This is a genomic window from Halalkalibacter suaedae, assembly GCF_017939705.1.
In the GTDB taxonomy this organism is placed as follows: Bacteria; Bacillota; Bacilli; order Bacillales; family Bacillaceae_D; genus Halalkalibacter; species Halalkalibacter suaedae.
Genome location: NZ_JAGKSQ010000011.1, coordinates 21,610 through 44,893, shown reverse-complemented (window position 1 = coordinate 44,893; position 23,284 = coordinate 21,610). Strand labels below are relative to the sequence as shown.

Genomic DNA, 23,284 nt, shown 5'->3' with positions numbered 1-23,284 from the left:
CTGAGTCTTTTTTGTACAATAATAATTCTACTTATAAGGGTCGATCGTTTGAATCGTTCCATCCGCATTATACGTAATTTCTGTGTATTTAACTGAACGTTTGTGATCGACACCGTCTGATAACGAACAATCATGATAGAATAAATACCACTTATCCTCAAATTGTACGATAGAATGGTGTGTCGTCCAACCAATCACAGGATTTAAAATGGTTCCTTTATAAGTAAAAGGTCCCTGTGGAGCTTTGCTTATCGCGTAGGCGATTTTATGAGTGGTACCAGTTGAGTATGAAAGGTAATAATAATCATTATATTTGTGAACCCAAGCACCTTCAAAGAAACGACGTTCTTCATCACCTGCTAGTATAGGGTTACCATCCTCATCAATAATAGAGATTTCGGTAGGGGATTCTTTGAATGTTAGCATATCTTCGCTTAACTCAGCAATTCTCGGCCCTAAGGCAGGTTCAGTCAATTCTGGTCCTTCTGCATCTGATAGGAATTCCCCTGTTTGCCATTTCTCTAATTGTCCACCCCATAGACCACCGAAGTAGATATAAGCTCTATCATCTTCATCTACAAATACTGCAGGATCAATACTATAGCTTCCAGGTATATAATTCTCTTGTGGTGTGAAAGGACCCTCTGGAGCTGAACTAGTAGCAACACCTAGGCGGAAAATATCGTCCTTATCTCTAGCAGGGAAGAATAGGTAATACTTATTATTTTTAAAAGCAGCATCTGGGGCCCAAAGCTGCTGTTTTGCCCATGGAATATCCCTTACATGCAAGGCTTCACCATGGTCTACACAAGGGGAATCGAAGTTATCCATCGAAAGGACATGATAATCCTCCATCGCATATTGGTCACCATTGTCATTAGTTGGACCATCATGATCAAGGTCATGTGAAGGGTAAATATAAATTTTTCCTTCAAACACATGGGCAGACGGGTCAGCTGTAAATAAATGCGTCACGATCGGTTCATTCGGTTTTGTTTTCTTATCCATATCAAATCTCCTCACTATGTAAATAAAATAATGCTCTTTCTTCAGTGTATCAATAACTACATAAATGTAAACGCTTAAAGCTTAGGAATTAATTTAAATAGTATAGCTGAAGTAGTGGAATCTATTAATTGAGTTAACCAAAAAATCCTATGCTTACTAATAAGCATAGGATTTTAATAAATTTTTAGTTGAAATTGATCTCTTCGACGACTTCGTTATGTTGGTTATAAATGGTCAGTTGGCTAGGACTATTTTCTGAAGCTAGCTTTTTTCCTGCTTCAGTTGCATCATCCATTTGATCAAAGTTCTCTTGTGGAGCGACATCTTCTAGCTTTAAGAACCATGAATCTGCATTCTTGTCGGGACGGACAGTGAATTTTTTCATAACTGATCATTCTCCTTTTAATAGTTATTGTGCTTCCTACTCGCTACATTTTCCTCTTCCCATAAGTGTTTCCTAGTAAACATAGTAGGAACAGTCTACTTAAAAGTAAATAATGGATGTTTGCAGATCGTATTGACACTAAAACAGCTTTAAAATTATTATTAGGAAGTGTCGACAAATGTCGCAATATGTCTATTTTGATTTTTTTGATAATTAAGATAGATAAAGATTTAGATATTATAAAGGGGTTGAACGTATGGGGAAGAGATTTTGGAGAGATCGATCGATTGGAGGTAAATATGCGATCGTCTTTGCGGTAGTAATGTTAACGTTTATTGGTTCACTGATACTAACCTTTTGGTTGCTATCAAATACGAGCTCGTCCATTCAAGAAACTCGTACAAAGAATGAAATCGTCATCCAAGTTTCTGAGTTGATGTCTCTGTATCAAGAAAAATATCTAAATATTCCTGAGTATATTATCGCTGAGCAAGATGAACGTCTAGTTCAATATTTAACTCTTAGTGAACAGTTTGTAGCAACCGCTAAGGAGTTAAGAGGTAATATCTCTGAGGATGAGCATCTTAGTATGTTTAATCAGATTATTGATAACAATCATGCACTTGATGAATATTACTTTAGTGAAATCGTTCCAAATGTTCAACAGATTAATACTGATACTTTTGCAGAATTACAAGAGCAGGCTAATCAACTAAAGGTAGAAACGATTGCTTTGGGTGATAGTCTGATGGAAGCTGCGGTTTCATCTAATACGTCTTCTATTGAAAATGCTCAAGGTAATATTGGGGTCACTATCGCGGTTCTTATTGGGTCAGTGCTTGTATCCATAATTGTATCTATCGCACTTATATATATTATTAGTCGTCGAATACGTCAAAGCTTAAATAAAGTCGTGGAAACTAGTGACCAAATTGCTAAAGGAAACTTAAACGTTCCAAAGCTTAATGACGATAGCCGAGATGAAATTGGTCTTTTGTCTAAATCAATTAATGAGATGGGAACTAGCCTGAAAAATATGATTAATGAAGTCTCAACATTGGCTAATTCGGTTGATCATCAAGTTCAAAACTTTACGTTGAAAGCCGATGAAGTCAAGCAGAGCAGTGAACAAGTCGCAACAACAATTGAGGAACTTGCTTCAGGAGCGTCTAGTCAAGCGAATGAAGCGACTGTCATTTCAGAGCGGACTCAAAATCTTACTCAACAAATTGTTGGTGCTAGTGAAAATGGTGATCGTTTAGCTACTTTCTCAGAAGAAGTTCTTACTGTCTCTGTAGATGGTGATCTCCAAATGAAAGAATCGTTAAAACAAATGGAGAGTATTTATCAGATCGTGGAGGAATCTGTTGTTAAGATAAATGATCTAGAACAGCAAACAAACTCAATCTCTACATTTGTTGGAGTCATTCAATCTATAGCAGAACAAACTAATTTGCTTGCACTTAATGCATCAATTGAGGCTGCACGTGCAGGAGAATCAGGTAAAGGTTTCGCAGTTGTTGCTGATGAAGTAAGAAAGCTAGCCGAAGAAGTTTCTGTTTCTGTCAAAAGCATTACTGAAATTGTCAATTCAATCAAAGGTGAGACAGGCCAAATGGTTAAGGATTTAACGGCCGGATATGAAGAGGTTAACAAAGGTAAGAATCAAATTGAGATGTCAGGAAAGTATTTTTCAGAGATTAAAGATAAAGTTTCTAATATGGTGGAAAGAGTCTCAGAAATCTCTACAACTCTGACTGAATTTCATGTTGCGAGTGAGGAAATTAGCAATTCTGTTGAGCATATTGCAGCCATTTCAGAGCAATCAGCTGCTGGTGCAGAGGAAATATCAGCTTCAGTCATTGAACAACAATCTGCCATTAATCAAGTTTCGACTGGAGCAAATGAATTGACTGAATTAGTTAAGGGGATGAATACCCTTATTCAACATTTCGACGTAGGTGCTGACAACGTAATCGAAAGTGAAGAAAAGCAGCATCTATCAAGGGAAAATCGAAAGGAGGATGTGTCATAATGTCATCTAAAAATAAAGCGAACCGCTTGTTATTATTACTATCAACCCTACTTCTGTTGGTTCTAGGAGCTTGTAACACTGAATCAGCATCAGATTCAAATGAGGATACCGATCAGAAGCTTCGTTCGAATCCAGATCAAATTTATGTTGGTTTCGTGCTTGATACGTTACGTGAAGAGCGCTGGTATCGTGATAAAGAAGCTTTTGAAGGAGCGGTTCGTGAACTAGGTGCAGAGGTGAAGACACTCGCGGCTAATGGAAATCAACAAGTGCAAATTCAGCAGGCACAGCTCCTTATTAATGAAGGAGTAGATGTACTAGTCGTTGTACCAACAGATGCTGATGGAGCAAGTGAGATCGTAACTTTAGCACACGCAGCTGGTGTTAAGGTCATTTCATATGATCGTTTGATTCGTGGTGCAGACCTTGATTATTATTTGTCTTTTGATAATGTAAAGGTTGGCGAGCTTCAAGCACAGGAGATTGTCAATCGGGTTGATCAAGGGACATTTGCCTATGTTGGTGGATCTGAAACAGATAATAATGCAATTCTATTTCGTGAGGGAGCAATGAATGTTCTTAAGCCGTTTATTGATTCAGGTGCTATAAACCTTGTATATGATAATTATACGGAAAATTGGGAGCCTGAACGTGCTCGTGACCAATTAGCATCATTTCTCGCGAGTAATTCGGTTCAATTAGACGCAGTTGTTGCAGCAAATGATGGAACCGCAGGTGGAGTAGTTGAAGCACTTGGGGCTCGTGCTGGTGAAGTTGAAGTTTCAGGGCAAGATGCTGAATTAGCAGGTGTAAGACGTGTTGCTGAAGGGACCCAAACAATGACGGTGTACAAATCAATTGTCTTAATCGCAGAAAGAGCTGCAGAACTTGCTATCCAAGTTGCTTCAGGAGAAGAAATCACTACCGAATCAACTGTAAATAACGGACAAGCTGATATTCCTTCAATACTATTAGAACCAATTGCTGTAACAGCCGAAAATATTAGAGAGACGATTATTAAAGAAGGACACCTTTCTGAATCTGACATTTATGGCGAATAACAAGGAGTACTCTATGCCCTTTAGTGGCATAGGTTTTTTTTTTGTTTAACTAGCTCTTGTATTAGGCATCAACTCATCACTTGAATGGTTTAATTTTTAAACATTGGAATAGAATTTGCATATAATGGATTTAATAATAAATATTACCCAGTCTTTTTAATATGAGTTGCTCTACCTTAGTGCTTAATTTGATTTCAGTTTATGTCATATTCCTAATTGGCAACGCGTAATTAATAGAGTGTCTGTCTTAGTTAACCTATAAGCAAGGTGAGGGAGTTGTCCTTTGAATGATTCTTCAATAATGAAGGCAAACGTGAGGAAAGAGGCAGGTGTGAAATCATGAAAAACTTCACGGTTTTAAACTATTCCTTTGAAAATTTACAAGAAAAAAGCATGACCTTTGATGATGTGTTTAAGAAAATAGTACTATTTATGAAGCGTAATCCGAATGGGAACTTTCGCTTAATGGTTGGTACGGATTCCCAAGTACACCCTAACTGTACAAAGTTTATTACAGGAATTGTCATTCAACAAATAGGGAGAGGGGCCTGGGCGTGTATACGCAAAAATACTGTTCCTCGAAAGATGACAAATCTCCATGAACGGATTTCCTTTGAAACGACGTTAACTGAAGAGGTTGCCTCAATGTTTACTGAAGAACGAAAAGAAGCATTAATTGACATTGTCCTACCCAATATTTATAAAGGAGCCTCATTTACGATTGAGGGACATATCGATATTGGATCTGGAGAAAGAAATAAAACAAGGGTTTTTGTAAGAGAAATGGTATCAAGAATCGAATCAATTGGCTTCGAACCGAAAATTAAACCAGATTCATTTGTAGCTAGTGGTTATGCTAATCGATACACGAAGTAATTGAGTAGGAGTCATTTAATTGATTGACAAGTTATCTTCAATAACAGTTTCAAGTGCCTAGTCCTTAGGAGAGATTAAGGATTAGGCACTTGAAACTGTTGCGTATTTAACACTATTTATGAAAAAATGTTACTAATTTTCAAAAAAAAGTTGCTACATTCATGTTCCTATGTTTCAATGAACATGACAAACATTATACTTATTTCCACTAGGGGTGCTATTAAGCTGAGAGAGGTGTTTTCACCTTAACCCTTAACCTGATCTAGATAATACTAGCGTAGGGAAGTGGAGCGGAACGTATGATATGAATTCGTCTGACCGTACTGTTATGTCATGACGACGAATTGTAACTACTACCACTCCATTTATATGGGGTGGTTTTTATTTTGGAAAAAAGATCCTCGTTCTGATCAGGATTGATTTCATTTCTTCCCCTTTGGAAGTGTGTAATGATTTGTACAATTACATAGTCGGGAGACGATAACATGAAGAAGAAATTGACGTTAACAGACATTTTGGTAACAGTAGTGATTGCAGTGGTTTTTGCGATTATCTATCGGATTTGGGGTCCGGTTTCTGATTTGTTTTCTACATTCGGTTTTCAAGCAGAAGAGTTAATGTATGGGATGTGGTTTATTGCAGCGATTGTTGCTTTTCTTATTATCCGGAAACCCGGTGTTGCTTTAATTGCTGAAACAGCAGCTGCATCAGGGGAATTTCTAGTTGGCTCACAATATGGTTTAGAGGTACTAGTTTACGGAGTTCTTCAAGGACTCGGGGCAGAGATCATCTTTGCATTATTTTTATATAAGAGCTATTCATTGTTTACTGCAAGCTTAGCTGGAATTGGTGCAACCGTGGGTTCTTTTGTTATGGATTGGAATCGTGGATATCTTGCAGACTTAGAAACATGGAATCTTGTATTAATGATTTCGTTTCGAACGATTGGTGCAATTATCATTTGTGGATTCTTTGCTTATTATCTAGTAAAGGCACTTGAAAAAACAGGTGTAACGAATCTCGTGCGACCCGCTTCTGAGAATGATTACAAAACACTAAACACTTAAAAAGGCGTTGGATAAGATGAGGAAAATTGCGGAAGTTGAGAAGCTTCGACTGAAATTTGCGGGAGAAGAGTCTTTACTTTTTAAAGACATATCAATATCAATACAATCAGGGGAGAAAGTTTTATTCCTTGGTCCAAGCGGCTGCGGGAAGTCAACTTTATTACAAGTGCTAACAGGGCTTATCCCTACATCTATCCAAGTCCCTGTCAAATTTGAAAGTATAGTAATTCCTGAATCATGGGGTTATGTGTTCCAGGATCCTGACACTCAGTTTTGTATGCCTTTTGTTGATGAAGAATTGGCTTTTGTGTTAGAGAATCTCGGTGTAGATAGAGAACAGATGCCTGGATTAATCTCTGACTATTTACAGCAAGTTGGATTATATCTAGATGATGCACATACACCAATTCGTGCGTTATCACAAGGAATGAAACAGCGTTTGGCGATCGCTTCGATCTTAGCCTTAACGCCAGAGGTTCTTTTTTTAGACGAACCAACGGCATTGCTTGACCCAAAAGGAACAGAAGAAGTGTGGGAGACGATTCGAACTGTAAGTAGAGATAAAACAGTGATCATTGTTGAGCATAAAATTGATCAAATTATTGATTTCATTGATCGGATCATCCTATTTGATAATAACGGTCGAATCATTGCAGAAGGTAGTAAGGACGAAATTTTTCAGACGTACCAAGCTGAGTTAATCGAATACGGAATTTGGTACCCAAATGTATGGGACGTTTATCTTCGCAGAAAAACGACACAGCAACTTCTAGTAAACCGAGAAGTTAAAAAGGAAGTAATGATCGAATTAAAGTCATTCCATGGACTTAGAGGAAAAATACCCAAGATCACCATTGAAGATTCGCTTGTTAGACGTGGGGAATGGATTGGTGTAGTTGGTGAAAACGGGGCAGGAAAGAGTACTCTGCTCCTTTCACTGATGCAATTAGTAAAAACAGATGGCGTATATAAATTAGATGGCTCTCTTGTCACAAAAAAAACCAACCTTGGAAACGAAATTGGCTTTGTTTTTCAGAATCCTGAATTTCAATTCATAACAAACACCGTTTATGAAGAACTTGCTTATAGCTTAAGATTGATGGGGGAAAATGAGGCAACGATAAGCTTGAAGGTTCAGCATTGCCTGGCCATGTTCGGTCTATTAGAAAAACAAAATCAGCATCCATATCAATTATCAATGGGACAGAAAAGACGATTAAGTGTTGCTACAGCCATTATGAAGGATCAAAAAGTATTACTTCTTGACGAACCAACTTTTGGTCAGGATGCTAAAAATACTTTTGCCCTGCTTGAACTAATAGAAGAAATCCGTCAAAAAGGAACAACTATCATTATGGTCACCCATGACTTGCACATATTAGCCCATTTTACGACAAAGGTTTGGCTTATTTCTAAAGGCAAGCTTGTACAAGATCTCCATCCAGATTTATACATGAGCCAACTAAAGATTGGGACTGAAATGGAGGAAACGGTATGGAGCTAGGATATGATGTCAAGAACACGTGGGTAACAAAAGTCAATCCAAGTTTGAAGCTGCTTCTATTTATGCTTCTTTTCAGCGTTGTCATTTTTACACATAATCCTAATGTGCTCGTACTTTTTACTAGTTTCTGTGCAATTGTATTATTCACATATTCCGGGCATCCATTAAAGTATCTGTTGCTTTACTCAAGCCCATTTGTGCTAGTGTTTGTATCTTCTTCGACAGCAATGATCTTTTTTGGTAAAGGTGATATCACTTGGTTTCAGTGGGGGCTCATTCATATTACTGAAGAAAGTTTCTACCGTGGTCTGCACCTAGGCTTTCGTGCTTTGAGCTTTGCTGTCCTTGGTCTACTGTTTGCTTTGACAACAAAGCCGGTATTACTATTTTACTCGTTAATGCAGCAATTAAAGCTCTCTCCTCGCTATGCGTATAGCTTTATGGCTTCAATTAGACTGATGCCTATTATGGTTGAGGAATTTCAGACATTGCGTCATGCTTTAAAGGTTCGTGGGATAAAGGAGAAAAAAGGAGTAATGGGAGTCTATCAGAAGCTGATGTTCTATTCGATTCCTTTACTCGCACAATCAATTCGGAAAGCTCAACGAATTGCTGTTGCAATGGAGGCAAAAAGGTTTTCCAATTTAAAGAAACGAACCTACTATTATGAATTGACGTATTCCAGATATGATGTAGGGATTATTATTTTCTTTCTATTAATAGTGGTAATGGCTTATGTGTTAGGTATTCTGTTTCCGATGATCTCAATTACAGATGTTCGTTACTATGAATAGAAATTAAGCCTAGTGACTAATCAAACGTGTAGCACTAGATAAGGAGAGGATTAGATGAAATTTTCAGAAGCACTAAGAAGCAAGGTAGATGAGATATGGCAAGCAAGTTTTGACCATCCATTTGTAACAGGAATTGCAGACGGAACATTACCACTAGAAAATTTTAAATATTATGTCATGCAGGATTCCTATTACTTAAGTCATTTTGCCAAAGTTCAAGCATTAGGTGCAGCAAAAGCATCTGATTTGCACACAACAAATCGAATGGCTATCCATTCACAGGGAACGTATGGTGCTGAAATGGAATTGCACGAAAAATTCTCTAAGTTATTAGGTGTTGAAGAGGAAGAGCTCAAGGTCTTTAAACCAGCACCTACCGCATATGCCTACACTTCACATCTATATCGTGCAGCCTATAATGGTCATTTAGGAGATGTGATTGCTGCCATTCTTCCTTGTTATTGGCTTTATTACGAGATTGGAGAGAGACTAGTTGGTTCAAAACCGAGTGAACCGATTTATCAAGAGTGGATAGATGCTTATGGTGGTGATTGGTTCCGTCAGCTCGTTGAGGAACAAATCGATCGATTAGATGAAATCGCTGGTCAAGTGACGGATGAAGATCGTAATCGAATGGAGGAACACTTTATCATTAGTAGTCAATATGAATACTCATTCTGGGATATGGCCTATCGCCTTGAGACATGGCAGCCTGGTCTGAAAAGATAGTCTTAAATGAGTGAGAAATTGAAAAAAGAGATGACCTAAGATGCAATCAGGTCATCTCTTTTTTTGAATTTACATAGACGCTTTCATTTGATCTATTATGATTAAAACAAATAAGTTTAGTGAATCCTCGATAGTAGGGCATACGAATTTGGGGTGAGCACGCATGAGAGAGAAGATTAAAACGGGAATAAAAGGGCTTGATACAATATTACACGGTGGATTTCCTAAAGGAAATGTTGTGATGGTTGAAGGAGCACCAGGGACTGGTAAAACGACATTAGGAATTCAGTATTTAATTTATGGAGCTAGCCAAAACCAACCCGGTCTTTATATATCATTTGAGGAAACACCACAACAAATTTTTTCTAATATGACTAATTTTCAAAGTGAATTAAATGAATATGAACAGAGAAGTTTACTGAAAATTATCTCTTTTTCACCAAAGGCGTTAATGGAGGATATGTTGAATCCAGGAGGTGTATTTGAGGAGTTAATTCTTTCATTTAGCTGTCAACGAATCGTTATTGATAGTTTAAGTTTAATTAAATATCTTAGTGATGGAGAAAACAATGTTAGGGAATTAATCTATACATTCAGAAATACGCTTCGGAAATACGGCTTAACGGCTGTAATTATTAACGAAGAAATTTATACAAATATTAATAGTCATTCGATGGAGAATTTCGTTGTTGATGGAATTATTCAGCTTTACTTTGATTTTGCGAATAATCATGCTAGAACATTGCTATTAGAAGTTGTGAAGATGAGAGGCACGAATATTTTAGAAGATCAACATATCTACCGTATTACAGATGAGGGTATACATATTATACCAGCCTATATTTCAAGTGATTTCAAAAGAAAATCAGGAGGAAATCCAAAAGATCTCATCCCTACTGGTATAAAAAAATTAGATGAGATCCTTTCTGGGGGAGTTTCTAGGGGGGAAATCTTTCTGATTGAAACCGACAGCTTAACAACCGTATACAAATATATCCTTGCTCTCATATCTAGTGAGAGATTGAAACAAGGAGAAAAGTTTTTCTATTCGCTATCCTCTTCAACAACGATCGAAGATTTTATTTCTATTCTAAAGCGTTTTAAGATTGATTTAGTAGCAGCGTTGCAAAGAGGCGAAGGCTATTTTCTAGAGCATTACCGGAGACCAATATTAGAAGGTATTGAAGAAAGGGTATTGGATGCAACTAATTTTTTGAGTGAGGACGAGTACTGGACGTTTATTAATGAAAAAATCATCAAAAAAATTAAAGAAGACTTTGACAAGAGAACATATTGGTTCACAAGCTATAACATTAATACTGCATTAGATAAACATGGGAAAGAATTTATTAACACGATCCACGGGGAGTTATTAGCAATAGAAAAATCTATGGCAGTGACAGTGTTTATGCATTGTAATATAGAAATGATCGATACAGAAACTCGTGCAATGCTAGAAAATAAATGTGATGGTGTCATCAAGCTTTGGTCAGATACAAAGTATCAATACTTACAAGTAATCAAATCACCAATCAGTGTCACTTCAAGGCCATTTGTCATCGAAACGACTGATCATTACCCGTTCATTAAACTGTTATAGGAAAAGGGAGTATTATGAATAGCATAGCAAAACAAATGATCGAAGAAGAATGTAGATGTCTTTTTAAGGAAAACAAATATTGTTTTGAAACTACTTCGAGTATATCCCTTAAAATTGGAAGAAACGAAGATCTTGTTAAAGAGGTGTTAAGCGACTTGGAAGATGTATATTTTCTAAGCAGCAAAGAAATAGATAATAACAAAATTTACTATTTAAACGATCAAAATGATGAAAATGCTCCACAAGTGGTCATAAATGAAGATCCAACGTTAAATTCAATACATGAGAAAGTTAATCGGACAAACCAATTAACGAAAAGGGAAAAGGAAATATCCATCCTGATTATTAAAGGACTAAGAAATAGTGAGATTGCAGAGATACTCTACATCAGTGAACATACAGTCAAAAACCATGTAAGAAATATATTAAACAAACTAGGGCTTAACGGTCGGCAGCAGCTTTTCAGAAAAATTATCGAGTGAATAAAAAAGGGAATTCCTCAACCTATATCCTAATCAATATAACGCTGATAAATACAGTGTTATACGCTAAAAATAACTAGCTTGTATTGGTCGTATGAATTAATATGATAGTATACTTTGTTTATTGGATGTGCTTTTTTTGAAAACACTAAAATCATTTTTATTTTGGAAAATATTTATTATAAACTTATTAATTATGCTCACATTATTAGGGTTTAATTTCTATATGGCTCAAAATGTTTTACCAGATATAGCTGAAGATCGGTATAAGGAAATCACTGATGAAACGGTTCTTCGCATACAGGATCAATTTAATAACATTACCTTAGAAATTCAAAAGCTTGGTAGGAAATTTCACTCTGATGAGTATATAGATGCTAGTGTTGAGGAATTAGGGCAAGAAATCAAGAACATTGTTGACTACTCGCCTTTTGTTGATAGTGGAACAATTGTTGAAACAGATGGATGGATAAGTGGTTACTACCCTAATGACTTAGAGGCAGAAGTGAAGAATGCAAATTTTTCTAATCGTGACTATATGAAGAATGCCATTAAGACAAAAGAAATTTATATTAGTCATGTAGTATCAGCCGTCACAGATAGATTTGTAGTCGTGGTTGCTATACCGATTTTGGATGGGGAAGGTAATGTAAGCCGAGTTGTAAATCTAATTGTTAGAATTGGTGAAAATCCTGTCTTCAATTCAATTCTTGAAAATATCCAAATTGGCGAAGGATATGCCTATTTGGTAGATAGAAATGGACATTTAATTTCTCATCCTGAAGCGAATAGAATCGGAGAAGATGTAACCGCAAATGCTGTTATTCAAAAAGTTCTAAATAAGCAATCTGGTTATCAGGAAGTGGTTAATACTCAAAATATCCCAATGCTCGCTTCCTATCAATATATTCCTGTCCTTGATTGGGGCGTTGTTGCCCAGGTACCAGTCTCGTACACTCACGTCTATTTTGAGACATTCCAACATTCGTTGTATCTAATTTCATTTATCCTTTTTCTATTCCTGTCTATATTTACAGCTTTATATACAAAGCAGATTCTCAAACCAATTAAAGACTTGGAATTAGCAGTAGGACAAGTTGCTAAAGGGAATTTCAGTAAAAGGTTAGAATTAAAAAGAGAAGATAATACAGAAATAGGTCGACTATCAAGACGATTTAATGAAATGGCAGAATACATTGAGGATGCTCGGGAGGATATTGTGGCAAAAGAATCGCTTGTAATGCACCAGAAAGAGTTTTTGCGGACAGTATTAGATTCCAATCCTAACTTTATTTACGCAAAAAATAGTAAAGGTCAATTTACGTTAGCGAACCAATCGATTGCCACATTCTTTGATACAACTGTTGAGGAAATGATGTACAAAAATGATAAAGATGTTAATCCAAGTAATGAACAGGTAGAAAGACACTCTCAGGAAGAGCAGATCGTCATTGAGACTCTTAAAGAGAGAGTCATAGAAGAAGAGCTCTTGATTAACAATAAAGGTGAGAAAAAATGGGTGAAAACAACGATCATTCCCCTTGTCTCTATCGCATCAGAAGAGATCCAAGTTTTGTATGTTTCCAATGATTTAACTGAACGTAAATTAACAGAGGAAATCATAAGGAAATCAGATAAAATGTCTGTTGTTGGTGAGTTGGCAGCTGGTGTTGCACATGAAATTCGTAATCCGCTAACTAGCATTCAAGGGTTCTTACAGTTCATGAAACCAAAATATAATGATGATCATTATTTTGACATTATGCTATCTGAGGTAGAGCGAATCAACTTAATTGTTAGTGAAATGCTTGTTTTATCAAGACCACAAGTCGAAAAAAGAGAACTAAAAGATGTTAGAGAAATTGGCAGTAGTATCATTTATTTGTTTGAGTCGCAGGCTAATCTAAATAATGTACAGATTTATAGTGATTTCGATGCTGATATTCCACTCATATGGTGTGAGGAAAATCAATTAAAGCAGGTTTTCGTTAATATCTTAAAAAATGCGATTGAGTCGATGCAAGACGGGGGAGAAATTCTAGTTCAAATAAGAAAGAAGAGCGACTCACACGTAATGCTTCGATTCATAGATCAAGGAATCGGCATTGATCAAGATAGAGTTAAACGATTAGGAGAGCCTTTTTATTCAACAAAAGAAAAAGGCACTGGACTCGGATTAATGATCAGTTACCGTATCATTGCTAGTCATAAAGGAAGCATCGAGATTACTAGCGAGAAAGGAAAGGGTACGACTGTCGATATTGAGTTGCCTATTAGTTTTAAGGCTGATGAGTTAAGTGATAGTAGTGAGGAATATTAGGAAAAAAGACTAATTCATTAAAAGATGAGTTAGTCTTTTTGATTGGCTAAAGTCTGTTTTAGCTATAAATATAAATGGTAAAAAATACTGAGTCCAAAAGCTTGCATTTATAAGGAAAAATGTTGACGCTTGTCGAATATTGAATTATTATGACATAGAACTAATAGGGTAATAGGTGGTTTTAGAAATAAAGGGTTTATTGTTTAACACTTAAAGGTTTTTGTCAAGCTACTTTTGTATAAGGACAAGATGGCTATTCTTATACAAAGGTAGTTTTTTGTTTTAAGGTTTTTTCAAGGGAGAAGTTATTGTAAAAAATATGGGATGTGGGGTGCTAGTTATGAAAAAAAGGTTGAACATGAAAAGTATTAGAATGAAGATCTTATTAGGATTCTCCTTAGTTATTATGCTTGTCATTATTCAAAGTGTCTTTAATTTTGTCTCACTGACAGATGCAAATAAAAATACAGAAGATATTTTAAACAAAGAATTACCATTATTAATTGCCGATGAGCAATTGGCCTTTAACATGGCTCAGCGTATAGCACTAGCTCGAGGCTATATCTTAAATGGGGATAGCAGCTATAAAGAATTATTTGATCAATATACACAAGATAGTGTACAACACCAAGACTACATTATTTCACAGACTAATTCAGAAAAAATAGAGCAATTAATTAACAAAAGCATCGAGTGGAGAAAAATTATTGTTGAAGAAGTATTCGTAGCCTACGATCGTGGAGATGAAGAAGGAGCAAAACGAATATTAAATGAGGTTGCCCAACCTATTGCAAGAGAACTGATGGCTGACTTTGAAGAAATGGCCAAAAATCGGGAGCAACTTATTGAAGAGGAAGGACAATTAGTTATTGACTTAAACCAAGCAACTTTAATCTCAGGCTTAGTTATTGCTTTGTTAGTAATTGTCCTAGGTCTAACTGCAGCTCTGGTTACTTCTAGAATTATCACAAAGCCCCTTATTTCAGTCATGAAACGTATGAACATGATTGCTGATGGAGATTTAAGTAATGAACCATTAGTAACAAAATCACAAGATGAAATCGGCCAGCTAGTTCGTGCGACGAATCAAATGAATGACAATACACGTGAACTTTTACAACAAATCCAAGTCGTATCTGGTTCGGTTACTAGCCAAAGTGAAGAGCTTACTCAGTCTGCAAATGAAGTAAGAACAGGCTCACAGCAAATAGCTTCAACGATGGAAGAGTTAGCGTCTGGCTCAGAGGTTCAAGCTGATCATGCAACGAATCTTGCTTCCACAATGGCTTCATTTACTACGATGGTACAAGAAGCGAATAATGATGGAAATAAGATCTATCTTTCTTCTGATAATGTTTTAGGTTTGACAAATGAAGGAAGAGAGCTTATTGAAAGCTCTGTTAAACAAATGATGACAATTGATAAGATTGTTTTAGAGTCGGTTAAAAAAGTTCAAGGACTTGATGTTCAATCACAGGAAATTACAAAGCTTGTTTCAGTGATTAAAGAAATTGCTGAGCAAACGAACTTACTTGCACTTAATGCAGCGATTGAGGCAGCACGAGCAGGGGAACAAGGTAGAGGCTTTGCAGTTGTTGCTGATGAAGTTAGGAAGCTAGCTGAGCAAGTAGGGGTTTCAGTGATGGATATAACGGGAATAGTAAATACGATTCAGAGTGAATCAGCTAATGTTGTACTCTCCTTACAAGAGGGATATAGTGAAGTAGAAAAAGGAACAAATCAAATGAAGACAACAGAGGAAACGTTTGTTACTATTAATCATGCAGTACAAGAAATGGCAGATAGTATTAAAATGGTCACAACGAACTTGTCGACTATATCTGAGGATAGTAAGAAAATGAATTCGTCTGTTGAAGAAATTGCTTCGATTTCTGAGGAATCTGCTGCAGGTGTAGAAGAAACGTCGGCTTCAGCTCAGCAATCTAGCAGTACGATGGAGGAAGTCACAAATAGTTCGACTCAGCTGTCTAAGTTAGCGGAAGAGTTGAATGGATTGGTTCGTAAATTTAAGCTTTAATGATCATGGAAATAAAAAATGAAAGTATAAAAAGCCTCAGAAATCAAAAAATAATGAAACAGGAGGTGCAGAATGTCAGAGCTGGAAGAAGATAAGTTGGATATTGAAATTGAAGATCGAATTAAGGTAGTAGATGGTGAGCATAAGGGTGAAGAAGGTAGAATTGTAAATGTATATAAAAATACATCTGCAATTGAATTCGATAATATTTTAACAAAGGATAAAAGCAAATATCGTACTGTAATTAAGCATAATAATTACAAGAAGATCGACTAAGATCCTTACTATTTCGCGCTCTTTTCTTTCTTTTACTTTTACAAAAAAGCCGTAATTTATACGGCTTTTTTTATTTGGAAGAACAAGTATAGAAAAGGACGTTGTCATGTATGATGAAAAGTTATATGATTATCTTAATAATAAATGTTGTTAGATGGACCTTTGTCAGAGTAAAGGCCTTTGATTTCTAGGGCTGCATTCGTGATGATGGTTTTTTTGGCTAGCATAATAATCTATAATAGAAGGTAGGAGACGTAACTTTGTTTCAATGGCGTAATATCATAAAAGGGATGATGATGGGAATAAGCGACCTAATCCCAGGTGTCAGTGGTGGAACGATTGCTTTAGTTCTGGGGATATATCAGTCATTAATCGCAGCAATAAATGGATTGCTATCAAAGAAGTGGAAAGAGCATGTATTATTTCTGATTCCGTTAATGCTCGGAATTGTCTTGGCACTACTAACGGTCAGTCATTTAGTTGAATGGCTTTTAGTTGAGTACCCACAGCCTACATTTTTCTTTTTCCTCGGATTAATTATAGGTATTATCCCTACTTTATTAAAAGACATTAATTACAAACAAACATTTACATCTAAGCATTATCTGATTCTAGGCCTTGGTGCTATTCTAGTTGCAGCAACCTTCTTTGTGAAAGAAGACCAATTGGCCGAAATTATGACACAGCTTGTTTGGAGTGATTATCTCTTATTATTCTTTGGGGGTTGGCTTGCTAGCTCTGCAATGATCTTACCTGGGATTAGTGGATCTTTCGTTTTTTTACTTTTAGGTGTGTATCCAACAGTAATAAATGCCCTATCTACGTTAAATCTAGCTGTCATCATCACAGTTGGTATGGGTGTAGTAATTGGCTTAATAATAACTAGTAAAGTGGTTACCGTTCTTTTTAAGAAATATCGAACAGCTACATATGCCTTAATGATTGGCTTTATTATTGGTTCAATTGTGGTCATTTATCCAGGTATATCTGAGGATTTCACTTTATTAATTCTTAGCCTTTTTGCCTTTGTTGTCGGTGGCCTCATTGCTTATTTACTGAGTTACATTGAGTCAAAGAACACAGTGTCACCTCAATAATTTAGAATAAGACCCCATGCGACCTGCATGGGGTTTTCATATCATTTAATTGATTGTTCTAAAGCAAATCGTTTAATATTACTACAAATAGTATTGATGGAGGTTTACTAATGGAAATAGGACTTAGCACATTTGTTGAAACAACACCCAATGTCGAAACAGGGGAAGTCATTAGCCATGCAACCAGAATTCGAGAAGTCGTTGAAGAAATCGTCCTGGCTGATCAGGTTGGGTTAGATGTGTTCGGTGTTGGAGAACATCACCGCGAGGATTTTGCAGCTTCATCTCCAGCCATGCTGTTAGCTGCAGCTGCAGCAAAGACAAAGAGGATACGACTAACAAGTTCAGTTACTGTACTTTCTTCAGCTGATCCGGTGCGAGTCTTTCAAGATTTTGCTACACTTGATGCTATTTCAAACGGTCGTGCTGAGATTATGGCAGGGAGAGGCTCTTTCATCGAGTCATTCCCTTTGTTTGGTTTTGATTTAAGGGATTATGATGAACTATTCAATGAAAATTTAGAACTGTTGTTAAAAATAAGAAAAGACGAAAAGGTATCTTGGAGAGGAGGACATCGTCCAGCCATTGATAATCTTGGTGTCTATCCACGCCCTGTTCAAGACCCGTTACCTGTATGGATTGGTAGTGGAGGAAACTCAGAATCGGTCATTCGTGCTGGCCTCCTTGGTCTACCCCTTGTGCTCGCAATTATTGGAGGTAGTCCGATGCAATTTGAACCACTTGTTCAACTTTATAAAAAAGCAGCGATCAAGGGTGGCCATGATGTCTCACAGCTCCCCGTTGCTTCACACTCACATGGGTTTATTGCAGAAAGTACAGAGCTTGCAGCAGATAAGTTTTTCCCTTCAACTCAGCAAGTCATGAACAAGCTGGGACGAGAACGTGGCTGGGGACCTTATACAAGAGCGAGTTTCGACTCAGCTCGTAGCTTTGAAGGTGCCTTATATGTTGGAGATGCCGATACAGTTGCAGAAAAGATTATTCATCTCAGAAAAAATGTTGGTATCACTCGTTTTATGTTACACGTCCCAGTAGGAACAATGCCACATGATGATGTGATGAATGCGATTAAACTACTTGGTGAAGAAGTGGCACCAAAGGTTCGTGAAGAAATCTCGAGCTGGGAAAAGGCAAATAGAATTAAATAAGTTTTACTTTGAGAGGATGTTCATGGAACATCCTTTTTCTTTGTACTTTGGAGAAGGTTCAATATGTTCGCATTGAGTTCAGTATAAATCCTATAGAACTGAGTTAAGATAAGTGCGTTATTGCTACATATTTAGGGAGGTGTGTTCATGGAGGATGTTAGTCACAATGTGCGTTTAACATCAACTGAAATAGCTAATTTGTGGTCTCAATATCTAAATGATTCGATGGCGATTTGTGTAATTAGCTACTATTTGAAAAGTGTTCAGGATAAGGACATTCGTTCCATCCTTGAGTTTTCACTTGAATTATCTGAAAGACATCTTCAAAAAATTAGACAGTATTTAGAGAAGGAAAGCTACCCTATTCCACAGGGTTTCATAGAAAGTGATGTGAATCTTAATGCACCACCATTGTTTTCAGACACGTTTTTGCTTGTGTATATGCATATCATGACCATTCATGGTCTGACAGGGTATTCAGCTGCAGTTAGTACCTCTATTCGAGAGGATCAAATAAATTATTTTATTCGATGCAATTCTGAAGCAATGGAACTATATAAAAGAATTGTCACGACTATGGTTCATAAAGGAATAATCAGTCGACCTCCTAATCTTAATGCACCTGATACAATTGATTTTGTTCACAAACAAAGTTTTTTAACAGGTTGGTTCGGGGATAGAAGACCTTTAAATGCCATTGAAGTAAGTGGTCTCTTTTTTAATTCAAAAAAGAATGCTGTTAAAATAGTGCTGGAGATTGGTTTTAGACAAGTTGCTAAATCACCAGAATTACGTGAGTATTTTAAGAAAGGTGAGAAGATCTGTGATAAACATTTTGAAATCTTCAGTTCATTGTTATCTGAAAGTAAGATCTCTCCACCAAAAAAGTATGGGGATGAAATAACTAATTCTACAATATCGCCATTTTCTGATAGACTCCTTTTATTTCACATTACCTCTTTAGTCGCAACAGCCTCTGGATATTATGGAGCTGCTTTTTCATTATCACAAAGACGAGATCTAGCCACAAAATATGCAGTTTTAATAGCAGAGATCACTAAATATGCTGAAGATGGTGTACAAATTATGATTAGAAATGGGTGGTTAGAGCAACCACCGACGTTTGAAGATCGCGACAAATTAGCAGAGCATAAATAAATAGAGGTGACTCAAATGAGTCACCTCTATTATGTGTTTCAATGAGTTCGGAACGTTGAATATCCGGCTTAAGCCATTACCGGTTTCCTAACTAAACTTCTTAATGCAATTACAATTCTAATCATGAGCATAAAGAATGTCGGAAATAAGCGATAGAGACTATTCACAAGAATTCCTCCCCATTGAGAAATATGTGCTACTTATAACACATATTTATTATTTACAATAAAACCTTTTTTATGTTTGGAAAAAAGATGTAATATTTCAATAAAAGAAGTAGGTTTCTATTTGAGTAGTTATATATTTTTCGTCAATTTTCCTTATATTTCGTATTTTTTTTACACGATTCGACACAATTTCATTCGATTTTCGTTTATAATAGGTCATAAGACTGGTATTGAAAGTATTGAGCCTAAGCTCTTTTGGATATTGGAAAACTTCTATTATTGAATGAGAAATGCAGGGGGAACATGGGATGGCTAAAATATTAATTACAGACGATGCTGCTTTTATGCGGATGCAACTTAAGGATATGGTAACTAAACTTGGACACGAGGTTATCGGTGAAGCTGAAAATGGACAAGTTGCGGTTGAACAATATAAGCAACTGCAACCAGATCTAGTGACAATGGATATAACAATGCCAGAGATGGATGGTGTTACAGCACTGACCGAGATTAGGAAAATAGATCCGAATGCCACTGTTATTATGTGTTCAGCTATGGGCCAACAGGGAATGGTTGTTGATGCAATTAGAGCTGGTGCAAAGGATTTCATTGTGAAGCCTTTTACGGTCGAACGAATTGCAGAAGCTCTGAACAAACATTTACAAACAACATAGTAAGATAGTATGGATAGAACTTATAGAAATTGGTGGGGAGAACATCAAGATGAGAATGATCAATATTGAAGACTATAATCAAAATTATATGCAATTAGCAAAACCAATATGTGACGCAAAAAAAAGGGTATTGTTAGGAACAGGAAGCACGATTCATCCAAAATATAAGGAAAAGCTGATCCAGCTTGGAATTAGATACTTATTCATTGAGGATTCGAAGTCAAAAGGAATTTCAATGGAGGAGATGATGGACATGCCAACATGGTTAGATATCATCTCCATTGTCGAGAATGCTTATAAATCAGCTGAAGCAAAAAGTCCCTTACCGTTAACGGACATTCAAAAATCAGTAAAGCAGTTAATTGAGGAAGTAAGTAAACGTCCAGCAATAATGCTTATTCCTACTTCTGCGGTTGATCAAGGTCTTTCATTATTTGCTCATTCAGTTAATGTCACGTTACTTGCCCTCCAAATCGGCAAGAAAATTGGCTATACCTTTGCTCAATTAAATGATTTGGGGATTGGGTGTTTACTGCATGACATTGGCAAAGCAGGTGCAACGGAACAGGAGAAGCACCCTGAGACAGGATTTAATATGCTAAGGGCTCACCGAGAAATAAGTTTAATTTCTGCTCATATTGCTTATCAACATCATGAAACCATTGATGGAAAAGGATTTCCACGAAATCTAAGTGGTGAAGATATTCTAGAATTTGCTCAAATTTGTAGCATTGCAAATGACTATGAAAATTTGGTTTCCAAAGAGGGGTATGTCCCTCACGAAGCAATTGAAAAAATCATGGCATTGAATGAAATCAAATATCGTCATCACATTGTGTTAGCTTTTAGTCAGGGAATTATTAGTTATCCCCCAGGTACCAATGTTCAATTGAACATCGGTAGTAAAGGCAAGGGGATTGTCACAAGGGTTGTATCGAATCCCCACCGTCCGATTGTAAGACTTATTGACATTAATAAGGAAATCGATTTGAGTAACCAACCAACAATTATTGTTGAATCAATATTAGAAGAAAGCTATATGGACTAAATACTGAAAAAAACGCTCATCTTGAGCGTTTTTTTTATTTTGTCACGTTGTTATGTTTGAGCAATCGCTCTTGGGAATAAGACGTTATTTTCTAAATGGATATGTTCGAATAAATCGGATTCCAGATCTTCTAAACGCTGATAAACAAGTCGGTACGTTCCGCAAGCTCCCTCTGGTGGGGTGAAATCGTTTGTGATTTCTCTTAAGTCCTTAAGTATTTGACCAGCCTGGCTGTGCTCACTTTCTAATTCCTTAACTACTTCTTGTAATTTAACATAGTTCTTCTTAGTATAATTTTGTTCGAGTTCTAGGATAAGAGGGAAGTCCTCGGTCTCTTCACTAATTAAATGCTGTTCAAGCTCTATACGTAATTCATGAAATAATCGGTGGACCTGTGTTAAATGAGGTTGATCTGATCCATGAACACGAAGTACCTTCGTGACGTAAGGACTTAAAAGTGGCATTTCTTCATTAATATAACGATGATGTTTGTTAACAATATAATCAATTAAATCACGATAAGATGCATGTTCCCAGTCAATTCTAGATTCATTTACAGCTTTCATATCATGGTAAAGTGTATTTAGTTTTGTTAAGACTTCATCTGCAGATAACTGTCTTTCGTCAATGGCATCAATAATAGGACGATTCCCACCACAACAAAAATCAATTCTGTATGTCTTAAAAAGATCGCTTGCCTTTGGAAATTTAGCCACAATGTCTCCAATGATTGATGTTTTAGTAAAAATATGTTCCATGATTAGGACCTCCAAGGGTATGATTTGTAAATCTATTTGTAGAATAACAATCAATTACAGGCTAGGTAGTGATCTATATCACTCGTTGTTAAAATGAAATTTTCTATATAGAGAAGTACAATCATTAATAGAGATTGTGACATTAATCATAGAAGTTGACCTTTGAAGGATATAATCTAGGAGAAATGATGCAAGGAGACATGGGGTGTAGATAATGGAAGTGTCAATAATCAAGAAACACTTACAAGAGGTGTCGCTTTTTAAGGAACTTAGTGAGGAAGAAATTCAGCCAATTGTTGATATTTCAAAACTACGTTCATATCAGGCAAAATCATATGTTTTTATGCAGGGGGAACGACTTGATCGTGTCTTTTTTATATATGCTGGAAAGGTTAAGATACACAAAACGGACCTTGCTGGTAAAGAACAAATTGTATCAATACTAGAAGCGGGTGATATGTTTCCCCATGCTGGTTTTTTCAGGGAAGGTCAATTTCCAGCACATGCTGAAGTTCTTGAATCTACTGAGTTAATAGTTATTCCTGTAGAACAATTTGAAACAATTCTGCTTACATATCCAAAACTGTGTATTAAAATGTTCAAGGTTTTAGGTGAGAAAATGGTTGATTTGCAAAATAGACTTGAAGAGAAAATTCTTCGTGACACGTATCAACAGATCGTGATGCTGCTTATTCGATTATGTCGATCAAATGGAATAGAGGTCAATGGAAAGTATAAATTGACGATGCATTTTACAAACCAAGAACTAGCGAACATGATTGGCACCTCAAGAGAAACAATGAACCGAACGATTAATCGCTTACGTAAAAAGGCTGTCCTAGAACTAGATAGGAATGGCTATTTCCTTATTTCCTTAGATAAATTAGATGAGGAAGCTTTTTAATTGAATCAAGTCTTCTTTTCGACTTAAGATTATGCTGTGGACTTATCGTCGTAGGAATTCAGTTTATACAATATTTTATTTGAAAGCAGGCATTATCCACAATGTTGGTTATGACTTAACAAAAAGGAAGTGTT

21 protein-coding genes and 1 riboswitch are annotated in these 23,284 nt (G+C 36.4%); of the genes, 18 read left to right on the top strand and 3 right to left on the bottom strand.

Translation table 11 applies throughout. The annotated features are described in order from the left end of the window. Nucleotides 1-27: 27 nt before the first annotated feature. Together J7W16_RS19110 and J7W16_RS19105 are read right to left on the bottom strand one after the other, a co-directional pair. The gene (locus J7W16_RS19110; protein WP_210599095.1) at nucleotides 28-1,008 is read right to left on the bottom strand and encodes a glycoside hydrolase family 43 protein; all 981 of its coding nucleotides are present in this window, start codon (nucleotides 1,006-1,008) and stop codon (nucleotides 28-30) included. A 184-nt stretch (nucleotides 1,009-1,192) separates the two neighbouring features. After that, entirely contained in the window at nucleotides 1,193-1,393 is a 201-nt protein-coding gene (locus J7W16_RS19105; RefSeq protein WP_210599094.1) for a DUF2188 domain-containing protein, read from the bottom strand. 256 nt (nucleotides 1,394-1,649) lie between these two features. Between J7W16_RS19105 and J7W16_RS19100 the strand changes: the two genes are divergently transcribed. The 17 genes from J7W16_RS19100 (at nucleotide 1,650) to J7W16_RS19020 (ending at nucleotide 21,488) form a co-directional block, all read left to right on the top strand. Beyond that, entirely contained in the window at nucleotides 1,650-3,428 is a 1,779-nt protein-coding gene (locus tag J7W16_RS19100) for a methyl-accepting chemotaxis protein (RefSeq protein WP_210599093.1), read from the top strand. Then, complete coding sequence (locus tag J7W16_RS19095; protein WP_210599092.1) at nucleotides 3,428-4,489, top strand: sugar ABC transporter substrate-binding protein; 1,062 nt, start codon at nucleotides 3,428-3,430, stop codon at nucleotides 4,487-4,489. Before J7W16_RS19100 ends, J7W16_RS19095 begins: the two co-directional genes overlap by 1 nt. Nucleotides 4,490-4,828: 339 nt before the next feature. Further along, the gene (locus tag J7W16_RS19090) at nucleotides 4,829-5,365 is read left to right on the top strand and encodes a ribonuclease H-like YkuK family protein (protein WP_210599091.1); all 537 of its coding nucleotides are present in this window, start codon (nucleotides 4,829-4,831) and stop codon (nucleotides 5,363-5,365) included. Nucleotides 5,366-5,565: 200 nt separating this feature from the next. Then, a riboswitch (TPP riboswitch) is annotated at nucleotides 5,566-5,666 on the top strand. 184 nt (nucleotides 5,667-5,850) lie between these two features. Next, nucleotides 5,851-6,432 (top strand): ECF transporter S component, encoded by a 582-nt coding sequence (locus J7W16_RS19085; protein WP_210599090.1) that lies wholly within the window; start codon nucleotides 5,851-5,853, stop codon nucleotides 6,430-6,432. Between the two features lie 16 nt (nucleotides 6,433-6,448). Next, complete coding sequence (locus J7W16_RS19080; protein WP_210599089.1) at nucleotides 6,449-7,936, top strand: ABC transporter ATP-binding protein; 1,488 nt, start codon at nucleotides 6,449-6,451, stop codon at nucleotides 7,934-7,936. After that, nucleotides 7,927-8,730 carry an energy-coupling factor transporter transmembrane component T family protein gene (locus J7W16_RS19075; protein WP_210599088.1) on the top strand — a complete coding sequence of 268 codons (804 nt, stop codon included), beginning with the start codon at nucleotides 7,927-7,929 and terminating at the stop codon, nucleotides 8,728-8,730. Before J7W16_RS19080 ends, J7W16_RS19075 begins: the two co-directional genes overlap by 10 nt. Nucleotides 8,731-8,784: 54 nt before the next feature. Then, nucleotides 8,785-9,459 (top strand): thiaminase II, encoded by a 675-nt coding sequence (gene tenA, locus J7W16_RS19070; protein WP_210599087.1) that lies wholly within the window; start codon nucleotides 8,785-8,787, stop codon nucleotides 9,457-9,459. A gap of 163 nt (nucleotides 9,460-9,622) precedes the next feature. Continuing rightward, a complete protein-coding gene (locus J7W16_RS19065; RefSeq protein WP_210599086.1) occupies nucleotides 9,623-11,059 on the top strand; it encodes a DUF7125 family protein in 1,437 nt (478 codons plus the stop codon). A gap of 14 nt (nucleotides 11,060-11,073) precedes the next feature. Then, entirely contained in the window at nucleotides 11,074-11,541 is a 468-nt protein-coding gene (locus tag J7W16_RS19060; RefSeq protein ID WP_210599085.1) for a response regulator transcription factor, read from the top strand. Nucleotides 11,542-11,680: 139 nt separating this feature from the next. Beyond that, nucleotides 11,681-13,861 (top strand): PAS domain-containing sensor histidine kinase, encoded by a 2,181-nt coding sequence (locus J7W16_RS19055; RefSeq protein WP_210599084.1) that lies wholly within the window; start codon nucleotides 11,681-11,683, stop codon nucleotides 13,859-13,861. Between the two features lie 340 nt (nucleotides 13,862-14,201). Next, complete coding sequence (locus J7W16_RS19050; RefSeq protein WP_210599083.1) at nucleotides 14,202-15,899, top strand: methyl-accepting chemotaxis protein; 1,698 nt, start codon at nucleotides 14,202-14,204, stop codon at nucleotides 15,897-15,899. A gap of 72 nt (nucleotides 15,900-15,971) precedes the next feature. After that, on the top strand, nucleotides 15,972-16,175 hold the full coding sequence (locus tag J7W16_RS19045; protein ID WP_210599082.1) for a KOW motif-containing protein: 204 nt from the start codon (nucleotides 15,972-15,974) through the stop codon (nucleotides 16,173-16,175). A 290-nt stretch (nucleotides 16,176-16,465) separates the two neighbouring features. Then, nucleotides 16,466-17,272 carry a DUF368 domain-containing protein gene (locus J7W16_RS19040; RefSeq protein ID WP_419095860.1) on the top strand — a complete coding sequence of 269 codons (807 nt, stop codon included), beginning with the start codon at nucleotides 16,466-16,468 and terminating at the stop codon, nucleotides 17,270-17,272. A gap of 110 nt (nucleotides 17,273-17,382) precedes the next feature. Beyond that, complete coding sequence (locus J7W16_RS19035) at nucleotides 17,383-18,441, top strand: LLM class flavin-dependent oxidoreductase (RefSeq protein WP_210599080.1); 1,059 nt, start codon at nucleotides 17,383-17,385, stop codon at nucleotides 18,439-18,441. A 147-nt stretch (nucleotides 18,442-18,588) separates the two neighbouring features. Continuing rightward, on the top strand, nucleotides 18,589-19,599 hold the full coding sequence (locus J7W16_RS19030; RefSeq protein WP_210599079.1) for a DUF3231 family protein: 1,011 nt from the start codon (nucleotides 18,589-18,591) through the stop codon (nucleotides 19,597-19,599). Between the two features lie 475 nt (nucleotides 19,600-20,074). Further along, complete coding sequence (locus J7W16_RS19025) at nucleotides 20,075-20,440, top strand: response regulator (RefSeq protein WP_210599078.1); 366 nt, start codon at nucleotides 20,075-20,077, stop codon at nucleotides 20,438-20,440. A gap of 49 nt (nucleotides 20,441-20,489) precedes the next feature. Then, on the top strand, nucleotides 20,490-21,488 hold the full coding sequence (locus tag J7W16_RS19020) for an HD-GYP domain-containing protein (protein ID WP_210599077.1): 999 nt from the start codon (nucleotides 20,490-20,492) through the stop codon (nucleotides 21,486-21,488). Nucleotides 21,489-21,538: 50 nt separating this feature from the next. On the opposite strand, the gene ric is transcribed toward J7W16_RS19020, so the two are convergent. Next, complete coding sequence (ric, locus tag J7W16_RS19015) at nucleotides 21,539-22,246, bottom strand: iron-sulfur cluster repair di-iron protein (RefSeq protein ID WP_210599076.1); 708 nt, start codon at nucleotides 22,244-22,246, stop codon at nucleotides 21,539-21,541. 214 nt (nucleotides 22,247-22,460) lie between these two features. Between ric and J7W16_RS19010 the strand changes: the two genes are divergently transcribed. Then, entirely contained in the window at nucleotides 22,461-23,150 is a 690-nt protein-coding gene (locus tag J7W16_RS19010; protein ID WP_210599075.1) for a Crp/Fnr family transcriptional regulator, read from the top strand. The last annotated feature ends 134 nt before the right edge of the window (nucleotides 23,151-23,284 follow it).

Coding starts and splice junctions, on each gene's coding strand:
- J7W16_RS19040 (WP_419095860.1), top strand. CDS start 16,466: ATGATGATGGGAATAAGCGACCTAATCCCAGGTGTCAGTGGTGGAACG.
- J7W16_RS19100 (WP_210599093.1), top strand. CDS start 1,650: ATGGGGAAGAGATTTTGGAGAGATCGATCGATTGGAGGTAAATATGCG.
- J7W16_RS19085 (WP_210599090.1), top strand. CDS start 5,851: ATGAAGAAGAAATTGACGTTAACAGACATTTTGGTAACAGTAGTGATT.
- J7W16_RS19025 (WP_210599078.1), top strand. CDS start 20,075: ATGGCTAAAATATTAATTACAGACGATGCTGCTTTTATGCGGATGCAA.
- J7W16_RS19030 (WP_210599079.1), top strand. CDS start 18,589: ATGGAGGATGTTAGTCACAATGTGCGTTTAACATCAACTGAAATAGCT.
- J7W16_RS19095 (WP_210599092.1), top strand. CDS start 3,428: ATGTCATCTAAAAATAAAGCGAACCGCTTGTTATTATTACTATCAACC.
- J7W16_RS19035 (WP_210599080.1), top strand. CDS start 17,383: ATGGAAATAGGACTTAGCACATTTGTTGAAACAACACCCAATGTCGAA.
- J7W16_RS19045 (WP_210599082.1), top strand. CDS start 15,972: ATGTCAGAGCTGGAAGAAGATAAGTTGGATATTGAAATTGAAGATCGA.
- J7W16_RS19060 (WP_210599085.1), top strand. CDS start 11,074: ATGAATAGCATAGCAAAACAAATGATCGAAGAAGAATGTAGATGTCTT.
- J7W16_RS19020 (WP_210599077.1), top strand. CDS start 20,490: ATGAGAATGATCAATATTGAAGACTATAATCAAAATTATATGCAATTA.
- J7W16_RS19110 (WP_210599095.1), bottom strand. CDS start 1,008: ATGGATAAGAAAACAAAACCGAATGAACCGATCGTGACGCATTTATTT.
- J7W16_RS19010 (WP_210599075.1), top strand. CDS start 22,461: ATGGAAGTGTCAATAATCAAGAAACACTTACAAGAGGTGTCGCTTTTT.
- J7W16_RS19090 (WP_210599091.1), top strand. CDS start 4,829: ATGAAAAACTTCACGGTTTTAAACTATTCCTTTGAAAATTTACAAGAA.
- J7W16_RS19050 (WP_210599083.1), top strand. CDS start 14,202: ATGAAAAAAAGGTTGAACATGAAAAGTATTAGAATGAAGATCTTATTA.
- J7W16_RS19065 (WP_210599086.1), top strand. CDS start 9,623: ATGAGAGAGAAGATTAAAACGGGAATAAAAGGGCTTGATACAATATTA.
- J7W16_RS19105 (WP_210599094.1), bottom strand. CDS start 1,393: ATGAAAAAATTCACTGTCCGTCCCGACAAGAATGCAGATTCATGGTTC.
- J7W16_RS19075 (WP_210599088.1), top strand. CDS start 7,927: ATGGAGCTAGGATATGATGTCAAGAACACGTGGGTAACAAAAGTCAAT.
- ric (WP_210599076.1), bottom strand. CDS start 22,246: ATGGAACATATTTTTACTAAAACATCAATCATTGGAGACATTGTGGCT.
- J7W16_RS19080 (WP_210599089.1), top strand. CDS start 6,449: ATGAGGAAAATTGCGGAAGTTGAGAAGCTTCGACTGAAATTTGCGGGA.
- tenA (WP_210599087.1), top strand. CDS start 8,785: ATGAAATTTTCAGAAGCACTAAGAAGCAAGGTAGATGAGATATGGCAA.